Raw genomic sequence first — 20,036 nt, 5'->3', positions numbered from 1 at the left:
AATCAGTATGAGTACTGAATTACATGCCGTCACCGGAGCATTCGGATTTTCCGGAAGATATATTGCAAGAAACTTATTAGACCGCGGGCGTAATGTCATTACCCTCACCAATTCCTTGCATCGCCCTAACCCTTTTGGTGAAAGTGTAAAGGCGTATCCTTTTAATTTTGACAAGCCAGAGAAACTTGCGGAATCATTAAGTGGTGTTTCAGTGCTCTACAACACCTATTGGGTTCGTTTTAATTACAAGACTTTTGGTTACTCCACTGCGATACAAAATACTTTTGCCCTGTTCGAAACGGCTAAAAAAGCCGGAGTAAAAAGAATAGTACACACGAGTATAACGAACCCTTCCGAAAGTTCACCGTATGAGTATTTCAGGGATAAGGCAATAATCGAAAAAAACCTTATAGAATCCGGTATTTCGTATGCTATTTTACGTCCGGCTGTCTTGTTCGGAAAGGAAGGCATTTTGATCAACAACATTGCGTGGGCGTTGCGAAAATTTCCCTTTTTTAGTATATTCGGCGAGGGCAATTATCGTTTACAACCAATTTACGTAAATGATTTTGCCATATTGGCGGTGGAGCAAGGTGAAAAGAGCGAAAATACCATTATTAATGCCATCGGACCTGAAACATTTTCTTATCGTGATTTGGTTACGGAAATTGGCGACATCATTGGTAAAAAGAGACTTTTTATTTCAGTTTCTCCCTTCATTGGATATTGCCTTGCACTAATTATCGGGAAATTTGTCCATGATGTTTTGATAACAAAAGATGAAATAGAAGGGCTTATGGATGACTTGCTTTACGTTGATGCACCTCCGGCGGGCAATACAAAATTAACCGAATGGGCGAGGGAAAATGCATCAATACTGGGAAAACAATACGAAAGCGAACTTGCGAGAAGAAGAATAAAATAATTAGACTCAAGATGCTTATAAAGTATTAACAAAATATTTAATTGTCCCTTGTTTCGTTAAAATGTGTGCGTAAAAAAATGTCATTGCGAGGAGTGGAGCGACGAAGCAATCTCTTGTTCCCAAAAGACTTAAGATTGCTTCGCTATCGCTCGCAATGACGGTATCAATGTAGATATTTTAATGAAACGCTATATATAGTATATTAATTAAGGAACTAACATGCACAAAAGAGACAAAAAACAGCAAAAGAAAGTTGAAAAAAAGAAGGCGAAAAGAAAATTGATACTTGCAAAAAAAACAACAAAATTAAAAAAAGAAGTATTATTTAATAAAATCGACGCGGAAAAGATTGCAAAATATCCTATGTATGAGTGTCTGATGCAGGAGACCTTAGACAGGGGTATCACGAATATATTATTTAGCAGGGTTCTGCCAAACGGCAATATCGCCGCTAGTGCTTTTTTAGTTGATGTATATTGCTTAGGAGTAAAAAACGCAATGTATATTGTCGCCCCGGAAACTGAATATAACGCCAAACTTAAGGGTCATGACAGCTACCAGGCATCATTGTTTGTGAAAAAAGACCCTTCCTATGTGAGAAAATTAGTAGAAAGTGCTGTTTCCTATGCGAGAGATTTGGGCTTTAATCCTCATCCTGCATATATTAAGGCGTGTATGATTTTTGGTGATGTTGACCCAAATACCTGTTCGGAAGAAATTGAATTTGGACAAAATGGAAAACCTTTTTACATTTCAGGTCCCAATGAAAATGCTACCCGACAGAAGTATATCATTGATCAACTCACTAAAGTTTGTGGCCCCGGTGGATTTGAATATTTAATTTTATCCAAATACCCCCCCCTTCCCTAGTTCAAATCTGTGGGCAGTGCCCTATGCCCTATTGCTTGCACCCACCACTATGCTTGCATACCTATTTTTCATGCTTTTCGCCGTTTTTCATGCTCAGTCTTCTAATGAATTCTTCAATAATAATCCGATACAATTTATCGCCTAAACAGCCATCTTCTACACCTACGTCAATGGTAGGATTATCATTTATCTCCATCACCAGCACTCCCTTGTCGGTCTTCTTTAAATCCACTCCATACAATCCGTTGCCGATGAGATTTGCAGCTTTTACGGCAATGTAAATAACATCCTGCGGAACGTCTTCAACATGAAATGTTTTAAAGTCTCCCCCGGTAAAACGGCCATCAGGGCCATGTTGTATGATTTGCCAGTGCTTTTTCGACATGAAATACTGGCAGGCATATATCGGGACACGATTTAAAATGCCTATACGCCAGTCAAATGGGGTATATAAAAATTCCTGTGCCAGAATCAAATCGGATTCTTCAAACAGGCGGCTTGTTATTTCTTTTAATTCGTCAAGGTTATCTGCTTTTATTACTCCCCTTGAAAATGAACTATCAGGTATTTTCAAAACAATCGGATAAGAAAACTTTAATTCGAGCGCTTTTATTATTCTATTAATATCTTTTTTCTGCAACAATATCGTTTTAGGGACAGGTACTTTATTGGCGGAAAGTATTTCAAAGAGATATACCTTATTGGTACATTTCACAATTGAATCGGGATCATCTATGACGACCATGCCTTCATTTTCCGCTTTTTTCGCAAATCGGAACGTATGATGATTAATCCTTGTTGTCTCACGAATAAACAGGGCATCATATTCCGCGAGTTTTGAATAGTCTTTTTTTTCAATTAAATCAACGTTAACGTCGAGTTTTTTCCCAATCTTGATGAATTTTTGGAGAGACCGTTGGTTGGAAGGAGGTAATTGTTCCGTCGGATTATATAAAATTGCAAGGTCATACTTTTCTTTGTTTTTTACTTTAGGCGTTTGCCAGCGTTTTGTTAAATAGTCATTGAATGCCTGAAAAAAAATAGCTTCCTGCCCTTGGATAAGATTATGCACGTATGAAGGTTTTATCGCAAAAATATTCCACTTGCCCTGAAAACGAAACTCTACTTTGAGGATCGGACAGCGAAACATGTCGAATAATTGCCGTGCGAGTTCCTGCAAATCATTCTCTTCGCATTGCCCGAAATATATCATGTAATCAAATGACGTCGCCGTTTCCGCCAGGTGTTTCGTTCTCTTCTTTAAGCTTTTTTGAACGGATACGTCGAGGTCTTCTACGTTGAGGCTATAAATTGACTTACTGCTCAGATCATTGATCGTTTTTACGGAGGGGATCACTTTGTGCCGTCGTGCTTCCGCAAGAAGCGAACAATAATACCCTAGACTCAGGTACCGGTAGCTACGGCATAAATTAACAATTTTTATATCTTTTATTTTCAAATATTCCTGGTGTGCTACATAATCTTTTGCAGTCACTACTAATGCATCAGAATAATGAGGATTCCAATCCTTATAATTTTCCACTAACACAATATGAGTTGCCATTATTTTTTATCGAAATGTAATAAGTATTCCAAAATAAGGTAATATAATAGTTTCACGGCATGTCTCCTGAATATTCCCATTAAGATAGGATGTTTGCCTTCTTCTTTTTTACAATGATTACTGATTTTTGCCCTGATTTTCCATATTTTGCCATCCGTTCAAAATCCTTTTTCAAAATGGGCATGTTAATACAGTCTGTTTCTGTTTTATAAACCTCTACATCTACAAATGGGTCATGCACATAAATATATTTTTCATCAAAGCCGGTAACTACCACCCAGTGAGGAAATTTTTCACGGTAAATTCGATAAGAGCTTATCAGGACAATAGGAATACCACCCTTATCAAACTTTTCCTGAATTTCAGATACGCTTAATGTTTTATATTTTAATTCGATAGGTAATTGACTAAGTTCTTCAAGAAGATCTTCCTGAACAAGTTGTATCACCTCTTTTTTATACGGGCTTCTTACCGAATCAATAAAAAACGCACTGCTTTCATTTACATACACTTCAACGTCAAAACCTCTTCGAAAGGCAGCTAGTGCAAGGCCGTAAGGCCCGCAACCACCATACCCAGACGTCATAAAAATGGTAGTAGATTCACGCCAAATCCTTAATTCCATTTGACGGTTTATCTCTACAGAGGTGTCCAGCGCCTTCATTGCCATCATCAATACTGAAGGGCCGCAAGTAAAATCTAATGTCTGCCTGTAATAAGGAACATGTACCATTTCCAGCTTAAGATGTGGCGCTAAAAGCTTTTCAAAGCGAATAGCGTCCATATGATCCTCATAATAATCGTCAATAACCCCTATTTGCTTATATCCGTTTTTTTTGTAAAACTGTATTGCGTTATAATTGTCTTCTCTCACTTCAAGCCTCATGGAAATACAATCGTAATCAATTGCGGCTTTTTCTGAAGCCTCGAGAAGTTGTTTGCCAATGCCCTGATTTCTAAAATCAGGGTCAACTGCAAACGAATAGAGCCTGGCTAATGATGTACCGGTATTGTAGAGTATGATAGAGTAGCCCCGAATGGCATTATCGACTATCTCCGCAAGGGTTATTGCATTTGCTTTTGTCAGAAGATACCGGAAATTCCTGCGCGACAGTCTATCTGTGGCAAAACTCTTATTTTCAAGTTCTTCCAACTCGTCCAGATGTTCTAATGTAATCTCTTGAATCATGTAAAAACAGTTTATCCCTGTGAAATATGTAAAAGAAATGATAAAAGGTACAGACAGTTTATATAATGGGTATGTCAGAAATGTTCTATTAATAGTTCTCTCTCTACTAAAAATCCATTACTTTCGGTCACAAAGGAGAAAGAAACATCCCTTTAATCTGCCATTCGGAACTCCGAACGAGCGAGGACTCTTCAGGATTTATCCTTTGGTCGAAATGAAAACTACAGGTGAAACCTTCATAGCCTAAAACAGTCTCACAAGGGAGGGTAAAAACCTATTTTCGGACTAAATTGAAGCGAAAAAGTACTATTTGTATGATTTATTATAAATTGCTTATATCTGCGCTTTATAAAAAAGTAAAGAAATAATTATTTTTGTAGCAATTTAGTTTTTTGAAACATATTTAAATTGGGTTGCGTTTTAAAAGACAGAAACGCAACAGCATTAATTTTTACCCACCCCACAATTTCCGTAACTATTCAGCGTAATCTATTAAACTACCGAAGCACAACTCGTTCTCAAACCTTGTACTGAACATAGTGAAGTATCTGTTTGGGAACGTAATAGCGATGGAAACTACATTCGTGGGTTCACTCATTAGAAGGCTTTTGTCAAGGACAAAATATCTCCGGTCGCAAAAATATCTACATTTTCACGTTTTGAATACCCCTCCAAGTACGGAATCGCTCTTACTGCTGTTTACGAAAATGACTATACCGTTCACGTTTATCTACGCCCGTGGTATTTCGCAATTGTTTTGGTATCGTTCTCATCCGCACCATTCACCCATCGGGATCAAGGCTTTGTGAAAGACTTTCTCACCGCCCCTGACTTATCTTCTGTCCCAGAAAACCATCGGTTCCATACCAGTTGCTACGTCTTAGAATAAATGCTCCAAAAATGCCCAATTAGTCTCAGAATATTTGAGTCTAATACCCAGCAAATGATTTGAAAAATCTTACCCAGCTACCCCGCATTTTTTTTATCCTGCGTAAGTATTTCACTTGATTTTTTGTTCACGTTAAGAAAAATACATCGTTTACCCCGTTAGAAAGAAGTTACGTCCGTAAGGCGGAGTAAAGCCTCATTAAATAGTTTGGAAGGGGTTAAAACCACTTCCAAACTTCCTAACGGCGGTTTACTTCCCAGTTCCCCGTTTTCACGAGGACAAGTTTTGTAAGATTTTTCCGGAACATAAAAAACTCAGGGCAGGAGGACCGAACGTTGGGAAACTTCATCCTCCTGCCCATTTCCCCCCTATACAAAGGAGGCAGTGCGTGAATATTATAGAAAAAATCCACAAGCATGAAAAGCTTATTGCGACAAAACAGAAGCCATGCTTTTGTCCAAAGTGCAAGAGTACCCATGTCAATTTCACCCTTCATGAATGCAGATATCGGTTGTTTCACGTTATTATCGACTCCCTTGTTCATACGATAGAATCTTTCCTGGGACGTTGGAAATGTTCCTTGTGCAAGAAGACGTTTACTTCCTATCCTGAGTATGCGCTCCCTTACAAGCGGTACGTAAAGGATCACTGTCTCTCCTTCAGTCAGGCTTATGTCAAAGATGATACAGAAACCTACCGGAGTGTCTCCTCTGCCATCGGATATACTACCCGAACACAGGAAATAGACAACCGCATGCTTGCCTGGTCAACCGTTTGGAGGTGGCTGCGTTTCTTTGGCTCACTGAAATACACACTCCGCAACGCCTTTGACCTCATCAGGCAGGCCGACCCCAACTCTCCGGTTTTTCGCCAAATGTTTCCCATTTACCACGGAAAGTATAAAAGCAAACAACGAAAAACCTCCCTCGATCAATCGATTCAATTGTTCAGCGCCGAGCCGGAATATCACCGAATTTTTGGGCATTCATTTTTCCCCGAACTGGCAACAAAAAGCGGCTGGTCTTGAGTTACAATCACCTCCACACTTAAAAAAGGAGGTGAATTATGAAATCGAAAGACGAAAAATGGGCTTTATTCTGGTGCAATCTTCTGCATCCTGTCATCTTCGGTGAGATTGAGAAGGAGCAGACCAACCTTTTTCTGAAAAAACTCTGCCTTCAGGAGGTCGTATTCCCCAACGGAAAGCGGAAAAGACCCACTATCTCTACCCTCAGGAGAAAACTCAACCGCTACCGCAAAGATGGATTTCAATCTCTTGCAAGAAAGGCGAGGAGCGACCGTGGCGCATCCAGAAGGTTTTCTCCTGAAATTATCGACAAAGCCGTTGAACTCAAAAAAGAACAACCACGCCGCAGCGACGATTGCCTCAACCGCTTTCTTGAGAAATACTATGGGAAAACGATCCCCAAATCCACCCTCTACCGCCATCTCAGACTCGCAGGGGCGACCCGGCTCAAACTCGGCGTCTCACAGCAAAAGGTGCGTATACGCTCTTAGCCGTGAGCATACCCACGACCTCTGGATTGGCGACTTCCAGGAAGGCCCTTTCGTGCTCGTTGACGGCGAGGCGCTTCCCACAAACCTCTGTCTCTTTATCGACTGCTACAGCCGTTATGTGGTCGAAGGACGGTATTATCTCAAACAAACCCTCGATATCCTTATCGATTCTCTCATCAGGGCCTGGACTATCCACGGCTCGCCCAAAGAACTCTACCTCGACAATGCCAAGGTCTACCACTCTGACGCCCTGCGCTCTGCCTGTTACAACCTCGGCATTAAACTCATCCACAGACCACCACGCGACCCTGCTCCCGGCGGACTGGTCGAACGTTTCTTCGGCACCAGCCAGACATAGTTCGAGTCGGAAGTCCGCTCCGGCGACATTATCACCCTTGATGCCATTAACCAGGCCTTCTCCGCTTACCTTGCCGTTGTCTATCACGCAAGAATCCACTCCGAAACCAATCAATCTCCAAAACAACGCTACGACGAGGGGCTTACCGTCATCCGACACGTCGATATGGACGCCGCTCTTGCCTTCTTCATGAAACGCATCCCCAGAACCGTTGACAGAACCTTTGCCGATGTCCGCATTGATAACCGCTTTTACCGTGTTGACCCCAAACTCAGAGGCGATAAAGTAGAAGTCCGTTACGACCCATACGGCGATCTCAAAAAGGTCTTGATCTATTCCGCAAACGGTGAATACCTCGGCTCGGGAAATCTCTACCTGCGCGACCAGGGCGCTGAAACTCCAGCCGCCTCACCTTCAAAACCAAAACATAATTACCTCGACCTTATCACTCAGAAACACAAATCCATTCTCCAGGCTCAGGCCAAAGGCATTGATTACCACCAAATCATCTCCGAACGACCCTGGCCATTCATGGCATTCGTCCAGAAACTCGCACTCCTCATGGGACACAAAGGCTCTCTCTCCGCCTTCAGCTCTCATGAACTCGAATCGCTTAAAAAATGCTACAACCGTATCCCCGCTCTCAACGAATCATTGCTCACGGAGGCATTCCAAAATGCCTCCGTGAAAACCTTACCCTATATCATTCGTGAATTACAAATCGCTTACTCGAAAAAGGAGGTCTCTTAACCATGTTTACTTCTCATTTTTCCATGACTACTCAGCCGTTCTCTGAAAGAATCAACACCAGCCTTATCATGAAAGACGAACGCTTTACCCAGGGGCTTGCACGACTCCAATACCTCTTACACTCAGGCTCTATCGCCGTCCTCTACGGACAGACGGGAGTCGGAAAATCCACACTCCTCAAACTCTTCCTCTCACAAATCCCCCAAAACCTGTTTCTCCCCATCTACCTCCATTTTACCCACCTAAAATCATCCAGCCTTCTCTCCTTAATCGTCTCCCAGCTCGGTGAAATACCAAAACACACCAAAGACCGGCTCTTCCTCCAAATTATGGATAAATCCTTGCGCTCAAATCTCACTCCCATTATCGTTATCGACGAGGCTCATCTCCTGAAAACCGACGCCATCACAGACCTCAGACTCCTTGTCAGCTCTCCGCTTGATTCTTCCACTCATCTCAAAATCATCCTCTCGGGACAGGAACACCTCAAATATATCCTCAAAAGAGACATCCATGCCGACTTCGCACAACGCATCTCGGTACATTACCACATTCATCCCCTTACTAAAACTCAAACCGCTGCATACATAGACTTCCATCTGAAATCTTCCGGCGCATCCGATAAAATCTTTGACTCAGACGTCAAAGACCTGATCCATGAGTTCTCCGCCGGCATCCCAAGGCAAATCAACGCCATTTCCACCGCCTGCCTGATTAACGCTTCCATCAGACAATCACAGAAAATTACCCAGGATATCTTCCATCAGGCTCTTGCTGAAATTCAATCTTTTTAAGGAGGTCTACCATGGCCCGTCTCTTTTCCCCTCAACTCTTGCGCTCATTACGAAACGATATCCCCATCGATCGACTCATCGCTGATGTCCTCTCCATACCTCATAAATACTCCGAAGGCTATTTCCGCTTCCTCTGCCCTCTCTGTTCTGAATTTAATTCCGCCACCAACCCAAATACGAACCTCGCCAGGTGTTTCCGTTGTAAAAAAAACTTTAATACCATCGACATCGTCATGGTAGATTCCAACTCCTCTTTCCCAGATGCTGTCTATCTGCTAAAATCCGTTTTACCTCAATATATTAATTCCACTTAATCTGAGAATTCCAGGTTCATTTATTGTGGGGCTTAGCAACCAGACGTACACAGGGCGTCAATCTGCAAGCCATTGTTGATACATTAAACCCTGTAATTCGTGGGCATGTCAACTATTTTCGGCTGGGCAATGTACAAAAGGTATATCGCTCATTAGACTGTTGGGTACGCATGAGACTGAGATGTTTCAAGTTCTCAAGAAAATGGAGAACAGACAACAAGCGTTTCCCTGTTCACCGATTCTTTAAAATGGGGTTACTCTCATTCGAAAGAGAATTTCTTAAGGCGTGTGCTAAAGCATGATGTTTGACTTTTCTCTGTTATAGAGCAACACGTCGGGGTCGCTGACTACGAGAAAGACGTATGGTTTAAAAAGGATGCTTTGTCACGTTGTCCAAAGTATCTGGCGACGAGTGGGGGTTGGAGGCTAATGGCCTCCAGCCTACCAGCTACCTGATCCTACAACGGCGAGAGATTTTACAAGGCGGTTTGACCGTAATGATATTGAGAGCTGATGGAGATTATCAACAGGGTATGAGAGCGTGTGTGGTAGGAAGGGTGGAAAGAGGCATTGGAAGAAGCGTTGATAGATGTGGATGGAACGATAGTGGGGACATACGGAGAATGTAAAGAGGGGATGAATATATCGCACAAGGGGATATGGGGATATACGCCATTTATTGTGTCATTGGCAAACACGAAGGAAGTGTTGTATATTGAGAATCGTCCGGGAAACGTACCGAGGCCTGGAATTTCAAGGCATGGTTTGGATTATTGATGCCAAATTTAGAAAGGGGATGGCAGGTGTTAAAGATGGAATTTCGGCGGTTTCTCAATACCCTGATAATGATTCCCTGCCAAATAGTGAAGACAGAGCGTAAGATTGTATATCGAATACTCGGATATAATGACTGGTTAAAGGATTTTTTTGCAACGTAGGAACGAATCCTAAGATTAAAACTGTGCATGGAATAGTAGTTTAACAGTAAAAAAGAAATAGAAAACAGAAGAAGAGCGGGCGCGGTACGTAATCACCTTGCAAAAGTATGGTAGTTTTCTCGATCAATAGTAATATTTTGTAACACTTTAGTTCTTTGAAAAATTAATAGCGAAAAAAGGTAAAAAAAGCTGGCGTCTGTTTTTCCTTTGTGGTATAAAAGGCTTCAATAAAGGGAAACAGTTTATGAAGCCTATCATATTCCAATACCGTTCACGAAAACTGCATGCGGACGATATCGCCTTTATAAAGGCGCTCATCGAGCAGCATTTTCTCAGAGGTCGGACTTATATTTCCTGCGAACTATGCAAGCATTGGAACTGGGTGCAGCCCAATGGCAAACATAAAGAATACGCAGCACGAGACCTCCTTTTGAGATTAGAAGAACAGGGATTGATAACGCTTCCTCCACGTATACGGGCCAAAAACAATCTGAAACCCAAGGTCTTTGTCCAGACACCCCTTTTCGTCAGGAGACCACTAGAAGGTAAAATCACAGAGTATGAAAACCTGACAATCCATGTGGTAAAAGACCCTCAGGAAAGATATCTCTGGGAGTATCTCTTCCAACACTATCACTACCTCGGCAATCCCCGGCTTGTTGGCGAACACCTCAGACACATCGTACGTATAGGCAATCAGGTTGTTGCCTGCCTGGGGTGGGCAAGCGCCGCATGGAAAGTCAAAGACCGTGATCGTTTCATTGAATGGGATGAGACGACTAAACGTACACACTTACATTTGATTGCAAATAACGTACGATTTCTCATTCTACCATGGGTTAAGATCAAACACCTTGCATCCAAGGTATTGTCACTTGCCCTCAGACGTCTGTCAGATGACTGGAATACCGTTTACGGCCATCCCGTTTATTTAGCCGAAACCTTTGTTGATACCGCGCGGTTTAAGGGTACCTGCTATCAGGCGGCCAATTGGATTCGTGCTGGCAAAACCAAAGGGAGCGCAAAACGGGGCAATCGCTATCTGTATCATGGCCAACCTAAGGATCTCTACCTCTACCCTCTTCAAAAAAACTTTCGGAGGTTTCTTGACTGTGACCAGGGATGAAGCCATAGCTATTTTGGAGATGGACAGAGAGGATGCGATTCAAGCCATCCTGATACTGGCGGAGAAAGCAGAAAAATATGACCGGCTTTGCGATAAACCGGGTCCGACTACCCCTTCCGGTTCGATACCGCCCTATCTAAAGCCCACAAAGAAAAAGAGAAAACGGCCTTGTGGCAGGAAAAAGGGACATAAGGGAGTTTGCCGGAAACGACCTGAAACAGTAACTGCCTATCAAACGCATTCCATGGAGAGTTGCCCTGATTGCCACCAGCCATTACAAAAACCGGTAAGAACTTATAAGCGATACATCGAAGATATTCCACGCCTTGACCCTGTTGTGACGGAACATACAGTTCATGGTTACTGGTGTGCTTGTTGCAAAAAGATAGTTCAACCCAAGGTCACAGATGCGTTGCATGGCGCCCGACTAGGATTGCGCCTTGTTGTCTTTACCGCATGGCTTCACTACTTAATCGGTATCAGTGTAAACAACATCGTAAAGATGCTTTCCGTATTTTTCAACCTTCAAATAAGCGCCGGCGGTCTAACCCAGGCATGGAAATCCCTTGCAACACTCCTGGAGCCACAGTATAACGAGATTGGCCAAAAAGTCTCCGCAAGCGCTGTCTTACATGCAGATGAAACCGGATGGAGGTTGAATGGAAAAACCCATTGGCTATGGTGTTTTACAACACAAAAACTCTGCTACTATCTCATAACACCAAGTCGGGGGTCTCCTGTCATAAAAAAACTCTTGGGCATTCTATTTGGTGGTATCCTGATCTGTGACTTTCTGGGCGCTTACAACAAGATAAGCGCACTGGCAAAGCAGCGGTGTTTCTATCATCTGTTCACGGAACTCGTGAAAGTAGATGCCCACAACCATTCTGCCGCATGGAAAGCTTTCCGGAAAAAACTCTCCCGGTTGCTCAAGGATGCCATCCGGTTATCAGAGAAAAAGAACCAGATAAGCCTGGTATGCTTTCTTCGGCTAAAAAAAAGATTGTATCGCAGGCTTGAACAGTTTTTGGCAACGCCTTGTCAGGATAAAGACGTACAAAGATTGACCAAACGCCTGAAGCGCCATAAACAGGAACTCTTTACGTTCCTGGAACATGAAGGTGTGAGTCCCTATAATAATCATGCCGAGCAACAGATGCGAAAGCCAGTATTGACCCGAAAGGTATCACAACAGAATCGTTCTGTTCAGGGCGCCAATACCCAGGCTATCCTTATGACGTTGCTTCGCTCTGCAGAATTGCAAGGAGACAACCCCGTGGAAAACCTTCTGGCATACGCCAAAAAAGCTCTTTTAACAAAAACCACTTCCGGCTTAACTTATAATATCGCTTGTTAATTTTTCAAAGAACTAAAGTGTTACAATATTTTTCTTTTTAGTAAGGTTTTTTCGCGACGAAACAAACAAAAAATACATTTAGAGACGCATAATAGTCCAAAATATTATCCCATTGTGTGTAGATTGTTAAATCACGCTTGTTTTAGGTCTAGAAATATTGAAAATCCCAAATATTTAATGTAGTAGCAATACACGCCTTGCCACTACATGTGGCGGCTGTAATATCCAATTGCAACTAAATATGTTACAAACAACACTTGTCCGCAAAGATGCATTAAAAATTGGAGAATTTGTGCTTCATGCTTATTCGGTAAACATGCAAATCTCTCTGGAAGCACAAAGAGCCGGGACGTGGTTTTGCCACTTTTCCCCGGCTCTTCGCTTGTTTTACCTCTTACTACTTACCACAACTATATAAAATGCTGTTAATAACCTCTCTTATTTTACAAGATATCCAGGATAAAAATCTGGTCCCGGAATGTTATCCCACTGCGCACCCAGGTCTATCCACTCTACTATCGCATATCTCTCATCCTGAGTAAGGAATTTATTGTGCAATAAACGACCCTCTATCGGGAATATCTTCTCCCTGGGAGCATTCGCGCTTAACTCAGCTTCATACAACCTCCATACCAACAAACTGTTGATCGCTGCTGACGGATTAACATATTTTCCGCCAATGTTCGGGTCTTTCCCCCTCTGCGGCTCAAGCAAGCTGTTGTATGCACGACTGTATGCTGCTATACCATCTACACTTACCAATTCCAATCCGCCACCAAGGTTCGGAGGATTGTTCGAATCATGACACATCGCACACTTCGCATCAAGTATCGGCTGAATGTCCCTGCGGAAATCCACCGTCCTCTGCTTATCCAGCGTCAATCCTTCCACCGGCTGTGATGTCGTTCCGGATGGACCACCATAGTAAATGTCAGATGGTACTACTACATCCTCTCCATGTTTTACGCCCTTGTAATTCCCATCGTTGTCAAACTTCAAATACCTGAACGCAAATGGTGAATCATAGTGGCTTCTGTCATCATACCACCAGTTGTACAACGCCTTTGCATGGATGTTCTTGAACGCCCTTCCACGATATGATCCATAGTGACATCCACTACAAATCCTGCCATGATATGGCCTTAAATATGCCCAGGTTAAAGCAGTCTGTACGGACATACCCTTATCATCCAATATCTGCATGTAATAAGGAACATCTGAAAGCTGGGATGTAACTGTTGAACCATCGCTCTCTACATATTGATACCCGATGATACCCCTCTGCTGAAATGCTGTACCTGAATTGCTGCTTGATCTCTCTCCACCAAGAAGATGTGCTCCAGCCCCTACCCTGAAACGGGTTGAATCCGGTTCTACACACTGATATCCCTGGATGATTCTTACTGCCTTGATATCTCCATGGCTTACGTTTTTTGCCTTCTGATGCGGATAAGGACCTACAGGCTGATCTGACAATGTCGTATCAAAGCATATCCATGTTCCCCATGAATGCGGATATCCTTCCACCTTCACCTGATCAAACGGCTGATACGTTACGACCGTTACACCAAAGTTCTTACCGGCGGTAAAGGTGTTAATCCACCTTGGCTTGTACTTCACATAAACCGGCGCAGGCTGGTGATCATTCCAGTTAGGATCATCATATACCTTGTCCCCTGCAGCACATTTGCTAAAATTAAACCAGTATATGCCAAAATCCCCTCTTTCTGCATAGGATACCAACATCCTGTCGTCCGGAAGCGGATATGGACTCCTGTACAATCCACCATCTTTTCCTGTCAACTTCTCATACGTCTTGTTGAACGGAGCATCCCAGCTCACCGCTGCCAACTGACCTACGCCCCAATTCATGTACGGAGACTCAACATAGACAATCTTCCTGTCTCCAAAGGTGATCTTCGCCTGAGACCTTCCGCTGGTGCCACCGATTTCCCCATCACAGTTTCCATAGATAGGCCTTGGATACGCACCATCCCAGTTGTCCACACAAATCATCACCCTGCCTTCTCCGCCAGCCCTGCTGCCATTTGCCTGCACGCTTGAGAAAAGGATGTTTCCGTCAGGAGTTAACCATGGATCAAAGTTGGAACTTAAATTGTAGGTGATCTGGTCTATCGTGGTATTGAGGTGCGGAAACTCTATGCCAGATAGCACGTGTCCGGTGATTCTCTGTATGATCTTACCGCCCTGCGTATCCAAACGGTAAAGATTATACGCATATGGATTGTGGAACTCATCCATTACGCCTTCCGGTGAACCTGAAAATATTATCATGCCCGTCTTCTCTACCATGCCATGCTCTTTCCAGTCCCCTTCAAAATACCGGTCACGCCATATGATACGGCCTTCGCCTTCTTCAATACTTCCCGCTGCATAATAAATCGGTGAACGGCAGGTTCCCTTAAGATCAGTCATCTGCCTTAAACCACTGCCATCTATGTTCATTTCCCATATCTGGCACCCGCCGCCTTTCTTGTGTACCCCGGCAAACGCAAATTTCTTGCCGTCCCAATAGGTGCATGGATCAAAGGCTGTTGCAAAATCATTGGTCAATACCTTCAATTCCTTTGTGTTTAAATCAAATAACACTATCCGGCTTCCTTCCGGTATATAGTGCGGATAGTTCTGGTACGGATCCCCTTTGGCTGTCCTCGGCGACTGCGTAAACAATATCTGACTCACAGGACCCTGCACCTCTTTTGACATCCCACTATAATCAGTCCATAAGGCCTTCCCCTGCACCGGGCCGCCTGTCATTACAGGCTCAGCATTCACAAGGGTACTCCCACAGACCAACGCACCCGCTACAAACGCCGATGCTATCACTCCTAATTTCCTCTTACCCATCTATTGGCCTTCTCCTTTCACTTATTGTCCTTAAATTTTTATCGCTTATACTACACATTCATACACTTCTCTCTTATAACGCCTTCAGGTACTCCACCAAATCCTGGAGCTCCTGCTGCTTTAAATGAGACGTCCTTCCATGCATGTCCTTATCATTTACCGTGTTGTTTATGGTGTCCATCAATGTCCTTGCACCACCATCATGGAAATAGGTGCCTGATGCATAGATGTCTCTCAATGTCGGCGTATCAAATTCCTTCACAAGATCCAATCCAATGATTGGTGTGTTGCTCTCAACACCATATGGATCCTCACCTGCCTCTAACGCCGATATGTTAAATACCTTCCCAGGTGTTGACCTGAAACCATTTACACCTACCCTGCCGGTTCCTACATCATGCGTCTGTGCATCACTGAACAATGCCCTCGGATCCATCGGATCGCCAGGATGACACTCAAGACATCCTACCTTCGGATCCTCAAATATCTTCTGACCCCTCTTCTGGGCTTCGGTTAAACTTCCATCCGCATTCCTGAATGGACTCCCGGTAAATTCCAACGCCCTGATGTAACAAATGAGCGCCTCTAATCTCATCGGAGAAAAATTCTCACTCCTGAACACAAATCCAGGATCCCTTCCACATACCCTGTCAAGTGAACTGGTTGCCCCTACTATTTCATCAGGATGACCAGTGAACCCCTCATGCCTGAACGGAGGAAGATATCGGCCGCCACGAATATACTTCGTGTTCTTCCAGCTACCCCATCCTTCATCTCCCAAATCCCAAATCAAACCGGTTGTCTGGCCTCTCTCATAATGACAACTGGCGCATGAGTATGATCCCTGCAAACTCCACGCTGCATCGTTAAACTGGAACTGCCCGTATCTTACCAGCTCACTCTTAAAAGGTGAATGCTTTACACGGAAATGCACTTCCGGCACCGTCAAAGGTTCTTCCCTTCCCAGCGGTTCCCACGTAGCTCCCGTCTGGATCGTGGAAATTACCCGCGGCTGACCGGCATATACGCCGCCCGCCGATATCAGCCCCACTACCCCCAGGGCCGCAACTAATCCTATTTTCACTACTCCTGTCTTCATTCTTTCTTTTCCTCCTAATCTCATTTCTCTTGCCATTTGTTTTCCAAAAATAAATAACTCTCACACTCCATACAATCCTTAATCAACCGCAGTCCTTATCACGGTTACATTGTTGGAAAAATAGTTGGCCGCATAACAAAATTTGCCGTCAGGTGATAAACATACCGAACTTGGCCCCAGACCCGTAGGAACCCTGGCAACAAGATAATCTCTTACCAACCCAAGGTCGTCCCTCAGATAATCAAGCTCCTCCTGCGTGCTGCTCCTCACCAGACCCAATACCTTATCCATATCCAGTATCGTTACACGATGCATCCCTCTTACCCCAATGTACAAATACTTGCCCTTAGGGTCCATCGCCATACCATACGGATTGCCATCGTAATTGTTGAGATCGTCCAACGGTAATCTCGCTACCTTACCACCGGCCTTGGTCTCTATGATTGTTACGTTGTTCGTAAATACCTGACCATTCTCCGCTTCACATACCGGCAACCAGTTCTTCGGCGTCTGGTGGGTTACAGCTATGTATTTACCATCCGGCGTATATACAACATCCCTCAGGTTGGAACTCTCATGGATTACCCTGTTCTCTACTACCCTGCCACTGGCAATGTCAATAAAATCAACGCTCCGGTTGATCGATCCTACCGTGTCAAGTATCGCAACAAGGGTCTTCCCATCAGGAGATATCTCCACCATCCTGGGACCGTAATCTGAAGTATATATCGACCTTACCTTCTCCATCCTCCCCGTATCAATTACATCAATCGCGTTCCACATGCAACCGGAACATGCAACATAGGCAGTCTTGCCATCAGGCGAAATCTTGATCCCGCTCGGCCAGTCACCTACCTTTATCTCCTTGATCTCCTGCTTCCTCTGTATGTCCACTACCGATACACTGTCGCTCTCTGCATTACATACATACAAAAATGCCCCGTCAGGCGTAACCGCTGAAGCCTCAGGCTGTACCCTCACAGCGACCTCACCCGTTACCTTCTGCGTCCTTGCATCCACAAACGTTACACTGTGCCCAGATTGATTCGATATAAATAACGTACTACCATCCGGCGACATCGTTATGTGAAACGGCCCGGGTAAATCCGTCTTTACATGCGTACCCTGTATATACCCCGCAGTCGCTACTCCGCCACTTATCGCTACCGCAGCTCCAAGCATCACCGCTCCTATCATTCCCTTTCGTATCATCTTATTCATTTTCCTCCTAATCACCACATAAAAATGATCATAAAATCTATTACTGAATTATCTTTCAACATGTGGGCATGTACCGGACTTCTCGCATACGATTTCAAGTTCAACGCCGCCACAAGCTTCACATTCTCCACCTGTTTGCAACTGTGCAGGGTGTAAGCCTTCCTTCACCTTAAAATTTTTGCCGGGTTCTTCATATTCTGTACCACATTTAGGGCATTTAAATGTTACTCTTGACCATACCTTAGTGCTGGTAATATCATCCATACATATTTCGCAAATGCCAGGATGCGGTATGCATTTGCCATATGCTTCACAGGCAGTGTTTATACAGCTATAAGCAATTTTCTGACATCCCCATGCTGAAGGAAGACTAGTATGTTTTTTATCACCAGCGTCTTTGTGTGCCTTGAAATCCCATATGTAACCAATCTCAGAACATTCATCAAACTCTCGGACCTCTTTGCAATCCTTACAGTAGTAAACCTCCATAATCTGCCTCTTACCACAAGGCTTGTCCCACAAAGCATAACTAGAATGTACTACGGCAAATAACATACTAAAAATACCCAGCAAAACTATAATACCTTTCTTCATTTCACTTTCACCCCCTCTCCTTAATTTTATAAAAAACTACTGATTTAAAATTTGCACGACAAAAGAACTAAGCACAATTCATACCAACAACTGAACAATTTGTACATTGTCCATAATATATGAAGAAACAATTACTTGTACACACAGACACTTTGATGCTCTTAACACAAGTCATTTTTAACGGCAGTTATCAGCCATTTTACATAGCTTATTATTGCAAATTTGACATACTTTGATGTTAAATGCGCAATGTCTTGCTAATTTGATATTCCATATTTCTGCAACCGATAGCGGAATGTCCCTCGTGTTAATCCCAAAAGTTTTGCGGCTTTTGTGATGTTGTTTTTGCTTCTTTCTAATGCTTTCGCAACTAATTGTTTTTCCAGATCGTCAAGCGACAGGCCATTAGGTGGTATGTCAAAATTAACGGAATTATTTTGTGAAATGTTTTCATTTAATTCCGGAGGGGTGTAACCATGCACAATAGAAGTAGGAAGATGCTCTGTTCTTATAACGCCGTTTTTACACAAAATTACTGCGCGTTCAATAATGTTTTGCAATTCTCTTATGTTACCTTCCCATTTGTGCTTTATTAATATCTTTTCAACTTCAGAACTTAATACAATCGGAGTCTTGCCCATTTTTGCTGAAAAATGATTAACAAAATGTTTGCTCAGCGGGATAATATCCCCACTTCTCTCCCTTAAAGCGGGCAGCATTATTGGAAAGACGCTGATGCGGTAATAGAGATCATCCCGAAACTTTCCCTCTTTTACCATCTGTACAAGGTCTCTATTTGTTGCACATATAATCCGGACATCAACCTTTATCGTATCCGTACCACCAAGCCGTTCCAGCTCTTTCGATTCAATTATTCTAAGAACTTTTGCCTGTACTGCCGCAGACATCTCGGAAATTTCATCCAAAAAAAAAGTCCCGCCAGCGGCTAACTCAAATCGTCCCTTCTTAGTCTTTTCAGCTCCTGTAAATGCCCCTTTTTCGTAGCCAAACAATTCACTTTCTAGTAAATTCTCAGGAATTGCAGCACAATTAAGCGCCACAAAGGGACCACACTTTCTATCGCTGTTGTAATGTATCGCTCTTGACACCAGCTCTTTACCTGTACCACTTTCACCAGTGACCAGAACGGTGGAGTCGGTTCTTGTAACTTCGCCTACCAGCCGCAATGTTTCAACAACACTTGGAGAGTTGCCGATAATATTCCCAAAGTTATATTGCAACTCTAACGCCTTGCGTAGGTTTTTATTTTCAATAGTCAATGAGCTTACTTTTAAAGCTCTTTTTACCGCCAATTCTAAAATATCGTTATCGAAAGGCGCAACCAGATAATCAAAGACGCCTTCCTTCATAATGTCAATGGCAAAACCAACAGAACCATAAGCGGTCAACACGATGATTGGGATATCCGCTACCTTATTTTTCACCGCCCTGATAAAATCGATACTATTACTGCCAGGAACCTTTAGGTCTGTAATTAAAAGGTGAAACCTCTCTTTATCTAAATAGCGGAGGACATCCTCAAAGCTGTTTCCCGCAACAACTTTAACATCTTTCATCTCCTCGAATATCATCGTTAGCACGCGTCGCATGCGTTCTTCATCATCAGCTATTAATACCCTGTAAGTCATTATTCCACCTTGA

Annotated in this window: 19 protein-coding genes and 1 pseudogene; 12 read left to right on the top strand and 8 right to left on the bottom strand. The window is 43.2% G+C overall.

Translation table 11 applies throughout. The features are described from left to right. Positions 1-7: 7 nt before the first annotated feature. Positions 8-925, top strand: coding sequence for an SDR family oxidoreductase (locus KSMBR1_RS18215; RefSeq protein WP_099326596.1), 918 nt, complete (start codon positions 8-10; stop codon positions 923-925). Positions 926-1,144: 219 nt separating this feature from the next. Further along, positions 1,145-1,795 (top strand): hypothetical protein, encoded by a 651-nt coding sequence (locus KSMBR1_RS18210; protein ID WP_099326595.1) that lies wholly within the window; start codon positions 1,145-1,147, stop codon positions 1,793-1,795. 61 nt (positions 1,796-1,856) lie between these two features. Here the strand turns inward: KSMBR1_RS18210 and KSMBR1_RS18205 are convergent, their stop codons facing one another. The 3 genes from KSMBR1_RS18205 to KSMBR1_RS18195 all read right to left on the bottom strand — a co-directional run bounded on the left by KSMBR1_RS18205 (position 1,857) and on the right by KSMBR1_RS18195 (position 6,086). Continuing rightward, complete coding sequence (locus KSMBR1_RS18205) at positions 1,857-3,359, bottom strand: RimK family protein (protein ID WP_099326594.1); 1,503 nt, start codon at positions 3,357-3,359, stop codon at positions 1,857-1,859. A gap of 79 nt (positions 3,360-3,438) precedes the next feature. Next, positions 3,439-4,548: a GNAT family N-acetyltransferase/peptidase C39 family protein gene (locus KSMBR1_RS18200; protein ID WP_099326593.1), complete on the bottom strand. Its 1,110-nt coding sequence runs from the start codon at positions 4,546-4,548 to the stop codon at positions 3,439-3,441. A gap of 1,127 nt (positions 4,549-5,675) precedes the next feature. Continuing rightward, entirely contained in the window at positions 5,676-6,086 is a 411-nt protein-coding gene (locus tag KSMBR1_RS18195) for a hypothetical protein (protein ID WP_099323529.1), read from the bottom strand. 105 nt (positions 6,087-6,191) lie between these two features. Here KSMBR1_RS18195 and KSMBR1_RS21295 point away from each other — a divergent pair, with 105 nt between their 5' ends. The 10 genes and pseudogenes from KSMBR1_RS21295 (at position 6,192) to KSMBR1_RS18145 (ending at position 12,592) form a co-directional block, all read left to right on the top strand. Next, positions 6,192-6,464, top strand: a complete 273-nt coding sequence (locus KSMBR1_RS21295) for a hypothetical protein (RefSeq protein WP_131493604.1) — start codon at positions 6,192-6,194, stop codon at positions 6,462-6,464. Positions 6,465-6,502: 38 nt separating this feature from the next. Next, positions 6,503-6,955, top strand: coding sequence for a helix-turn-helix domain-containing protein (locus KSMBR1_RS23700; RefSeq protein WP_164994994.1), 453 nt, complete (start codon positions 6,503-6,505; stop codon positions 6,953-6,955). A gap of 52 nt (positions 6,956-7,007) precedes the next feature. Continuing rightward, positions 7,008-7,313: a DDE-type integrase/transposase/recombinase gene (locus tag KSMBR1_RS18180; RefSeq protein ID WP_230408017.1), complete on the top strand. Its 306-nt coding sequence runs from the start codon at positions 7,008-7,010 to the stop codon at positions 7,311-7,313. Between the two features lie 165 nt (positions 7,314-7,478). Next, entirely contained in the window at positions 7,479-8,063 is a 585-nt protein-coding gene (locus tag KSMBR1_RS18175) for a Mu transposase C-terminal domain-containing protein (RefSeq protein WP_099323532.1), read from the top strand. A gap of 2 nt (positions 8,064-8,065) precedes the next feature. Then, on the top strand, positions 8,066-8,857 hold the full coding sequence (locus KSMBR1_RS18170; RefSeq protein WP_099323525.1) for an ExeA family protein: 792 nt from the start codon (positions 8,066-8,068) through the stop codon (positions 8,855-8,857). Between the two features lie 11 nt (positions 8,858-8,868). After that, positions 8,869-9,171: a CHC2 zinc finger domain-containing protein gene (locus KSMBR1_RS23695; protein ID WP_099323524.1), complete on the top strand. Its 303-nt coding sequence runs from the start codon at positions 8,869-8,871 to the stop codon at positions 9,169-9,171. Between the two features lie 23 nt (positions 9,172-9,194). Beyond that, positions 9,195-9,473 carry a group II intron maturase-specific domain-containing protein gene (locus KSMBR1_RS23690; protein ID WP_099326592.1) on the top strand — a complete coding sequence of 93 codons (279 nt, stop codon included), beginning with the start codon at positions 9,195-9,197 and terminating at the stop codon, positions 9,471-9,473. Between the two features lie 137 nt (positions 9,474-9,610). Further along, a pseudogene (locus KSMBR1_RS18155) lies at positions 9,611-10,109 on the top strand (hypothetical protein); the annotation flags it as partial. Positions 10,110-10,353: 244 nt separating this feature from the next. After that, positions 10,354-11,235: a Druantia anti-phage system protein DruA gene (locus KSMBR1_RS18150; RefSeq protein ID WP_099325006.1), complete on the top strand. Its 882-nt coding sequence runs from the start codon at positions 10,354-10,356 to the stop codon at positions 11,233-11,235. Further along, positions 11,222-12,592 carry an IS66-like element ISCku7 family transposase gene (locus tag KSMBR1_RS18145; protein ID WP_099324132.1) on the top strand — a complete coding sequence of 457 codons (1,371 nt, stop codon included), beginning with the start codon at positions 11,222-11,224 and terminating at the stop codon, positions 12,590-12,592. Before KSMBR1_RS18150 ends, KSMBR1_RS18145 begins: the two co-directional genes overlap by 14 nt. Positions 12,593-13,030: 438 nt before the next feature. Here the strand turns inward: KSMBR1_RS18145 and hzsA are convergent, their stop codons facing one another. The 5 genes from hzsA to KSMBR1_RS18120 form a co-directional block, all read right to left on the bottom strand. Continuing rightward, on the bottom strand, positions 13,031-15,460 hold the full coding sequence (gene hzsA / locus KSMBR1_RS18140) for a hydrazine synthase subunit alpha (RefSeq protein WP_099325812.1): 2,430 nt from the start codon (positions 15,458-15,460) through the stop codon (positions 13,031-13,033). 73 nt (positions 15,461-15,533) lie between these two features. Next, positions 15,534-16,595, bottom strand: a complete 1,062-nt coding sequence (gene hzsC, locus KSMBR1_RS18135) for a hydrazine synthase subunit gamma (RefSeq protein WP_478210066.1) — start codon at positions 16,593-16,595, stop codon at positions 15,534-15,536. Between the two features lie 42 nt (positions 16,596-16,637). Beyond that, positions 16,638-17,780 carry a hydrazine synthase subunit beta gene (gene hzsB, locus KSMBR1_RS18130; protein ID WP_099326591.1) on the bottom strand — a complete coding sequence of 381 codons (1,143 nt, stop codon included), beginning with the start codon at positions 17,778-17,780 and terminating at the stop codon, positions 16,638-16,640. Between the two features lie 48 nt (positions 17,781-17,828). Next, positions 17,829-18,374: a hypothetical protein gene (locus tag KSMBR1_RS18125; RefSeq protein WP_099326590.1), complete on the bottom strand. Its 546-nt coding sequence runs from the start codon at positions 18,372-18,374 to the stop codon at positions 17,829-17,831. A gap of 257 nt (positions 18,375-18,631) precedes the next feature. Further along, entirely contained in the window at positions 18,632-20,023 is a 1,392-nt protein-coding gene (locus KSMBR1_RS18120; RefSeq protein WP_164995043.1) for a sigma-54-dependent transcriptional regulator, read from the bottom strand. Positions 20,024-20,036: the final 13 nt, after the last annotated feature.

Origin of the sequence: Candidatus Kuenenia stuttgartiensis (assembly GCF_900232105.1) — a bacterium.
Classification (GTDB): domain Bacteria; phylum Planctomycetota; class Brocadiia; order Brocadiales; family Brocadiaceae; genus Kuenenia; species Kuenenia stuttgartiensis_A.
Note: the sequence above shows the minus strand (reverse complement) of the source record. Positions and strands in the feature narration are given on the sequence as shown.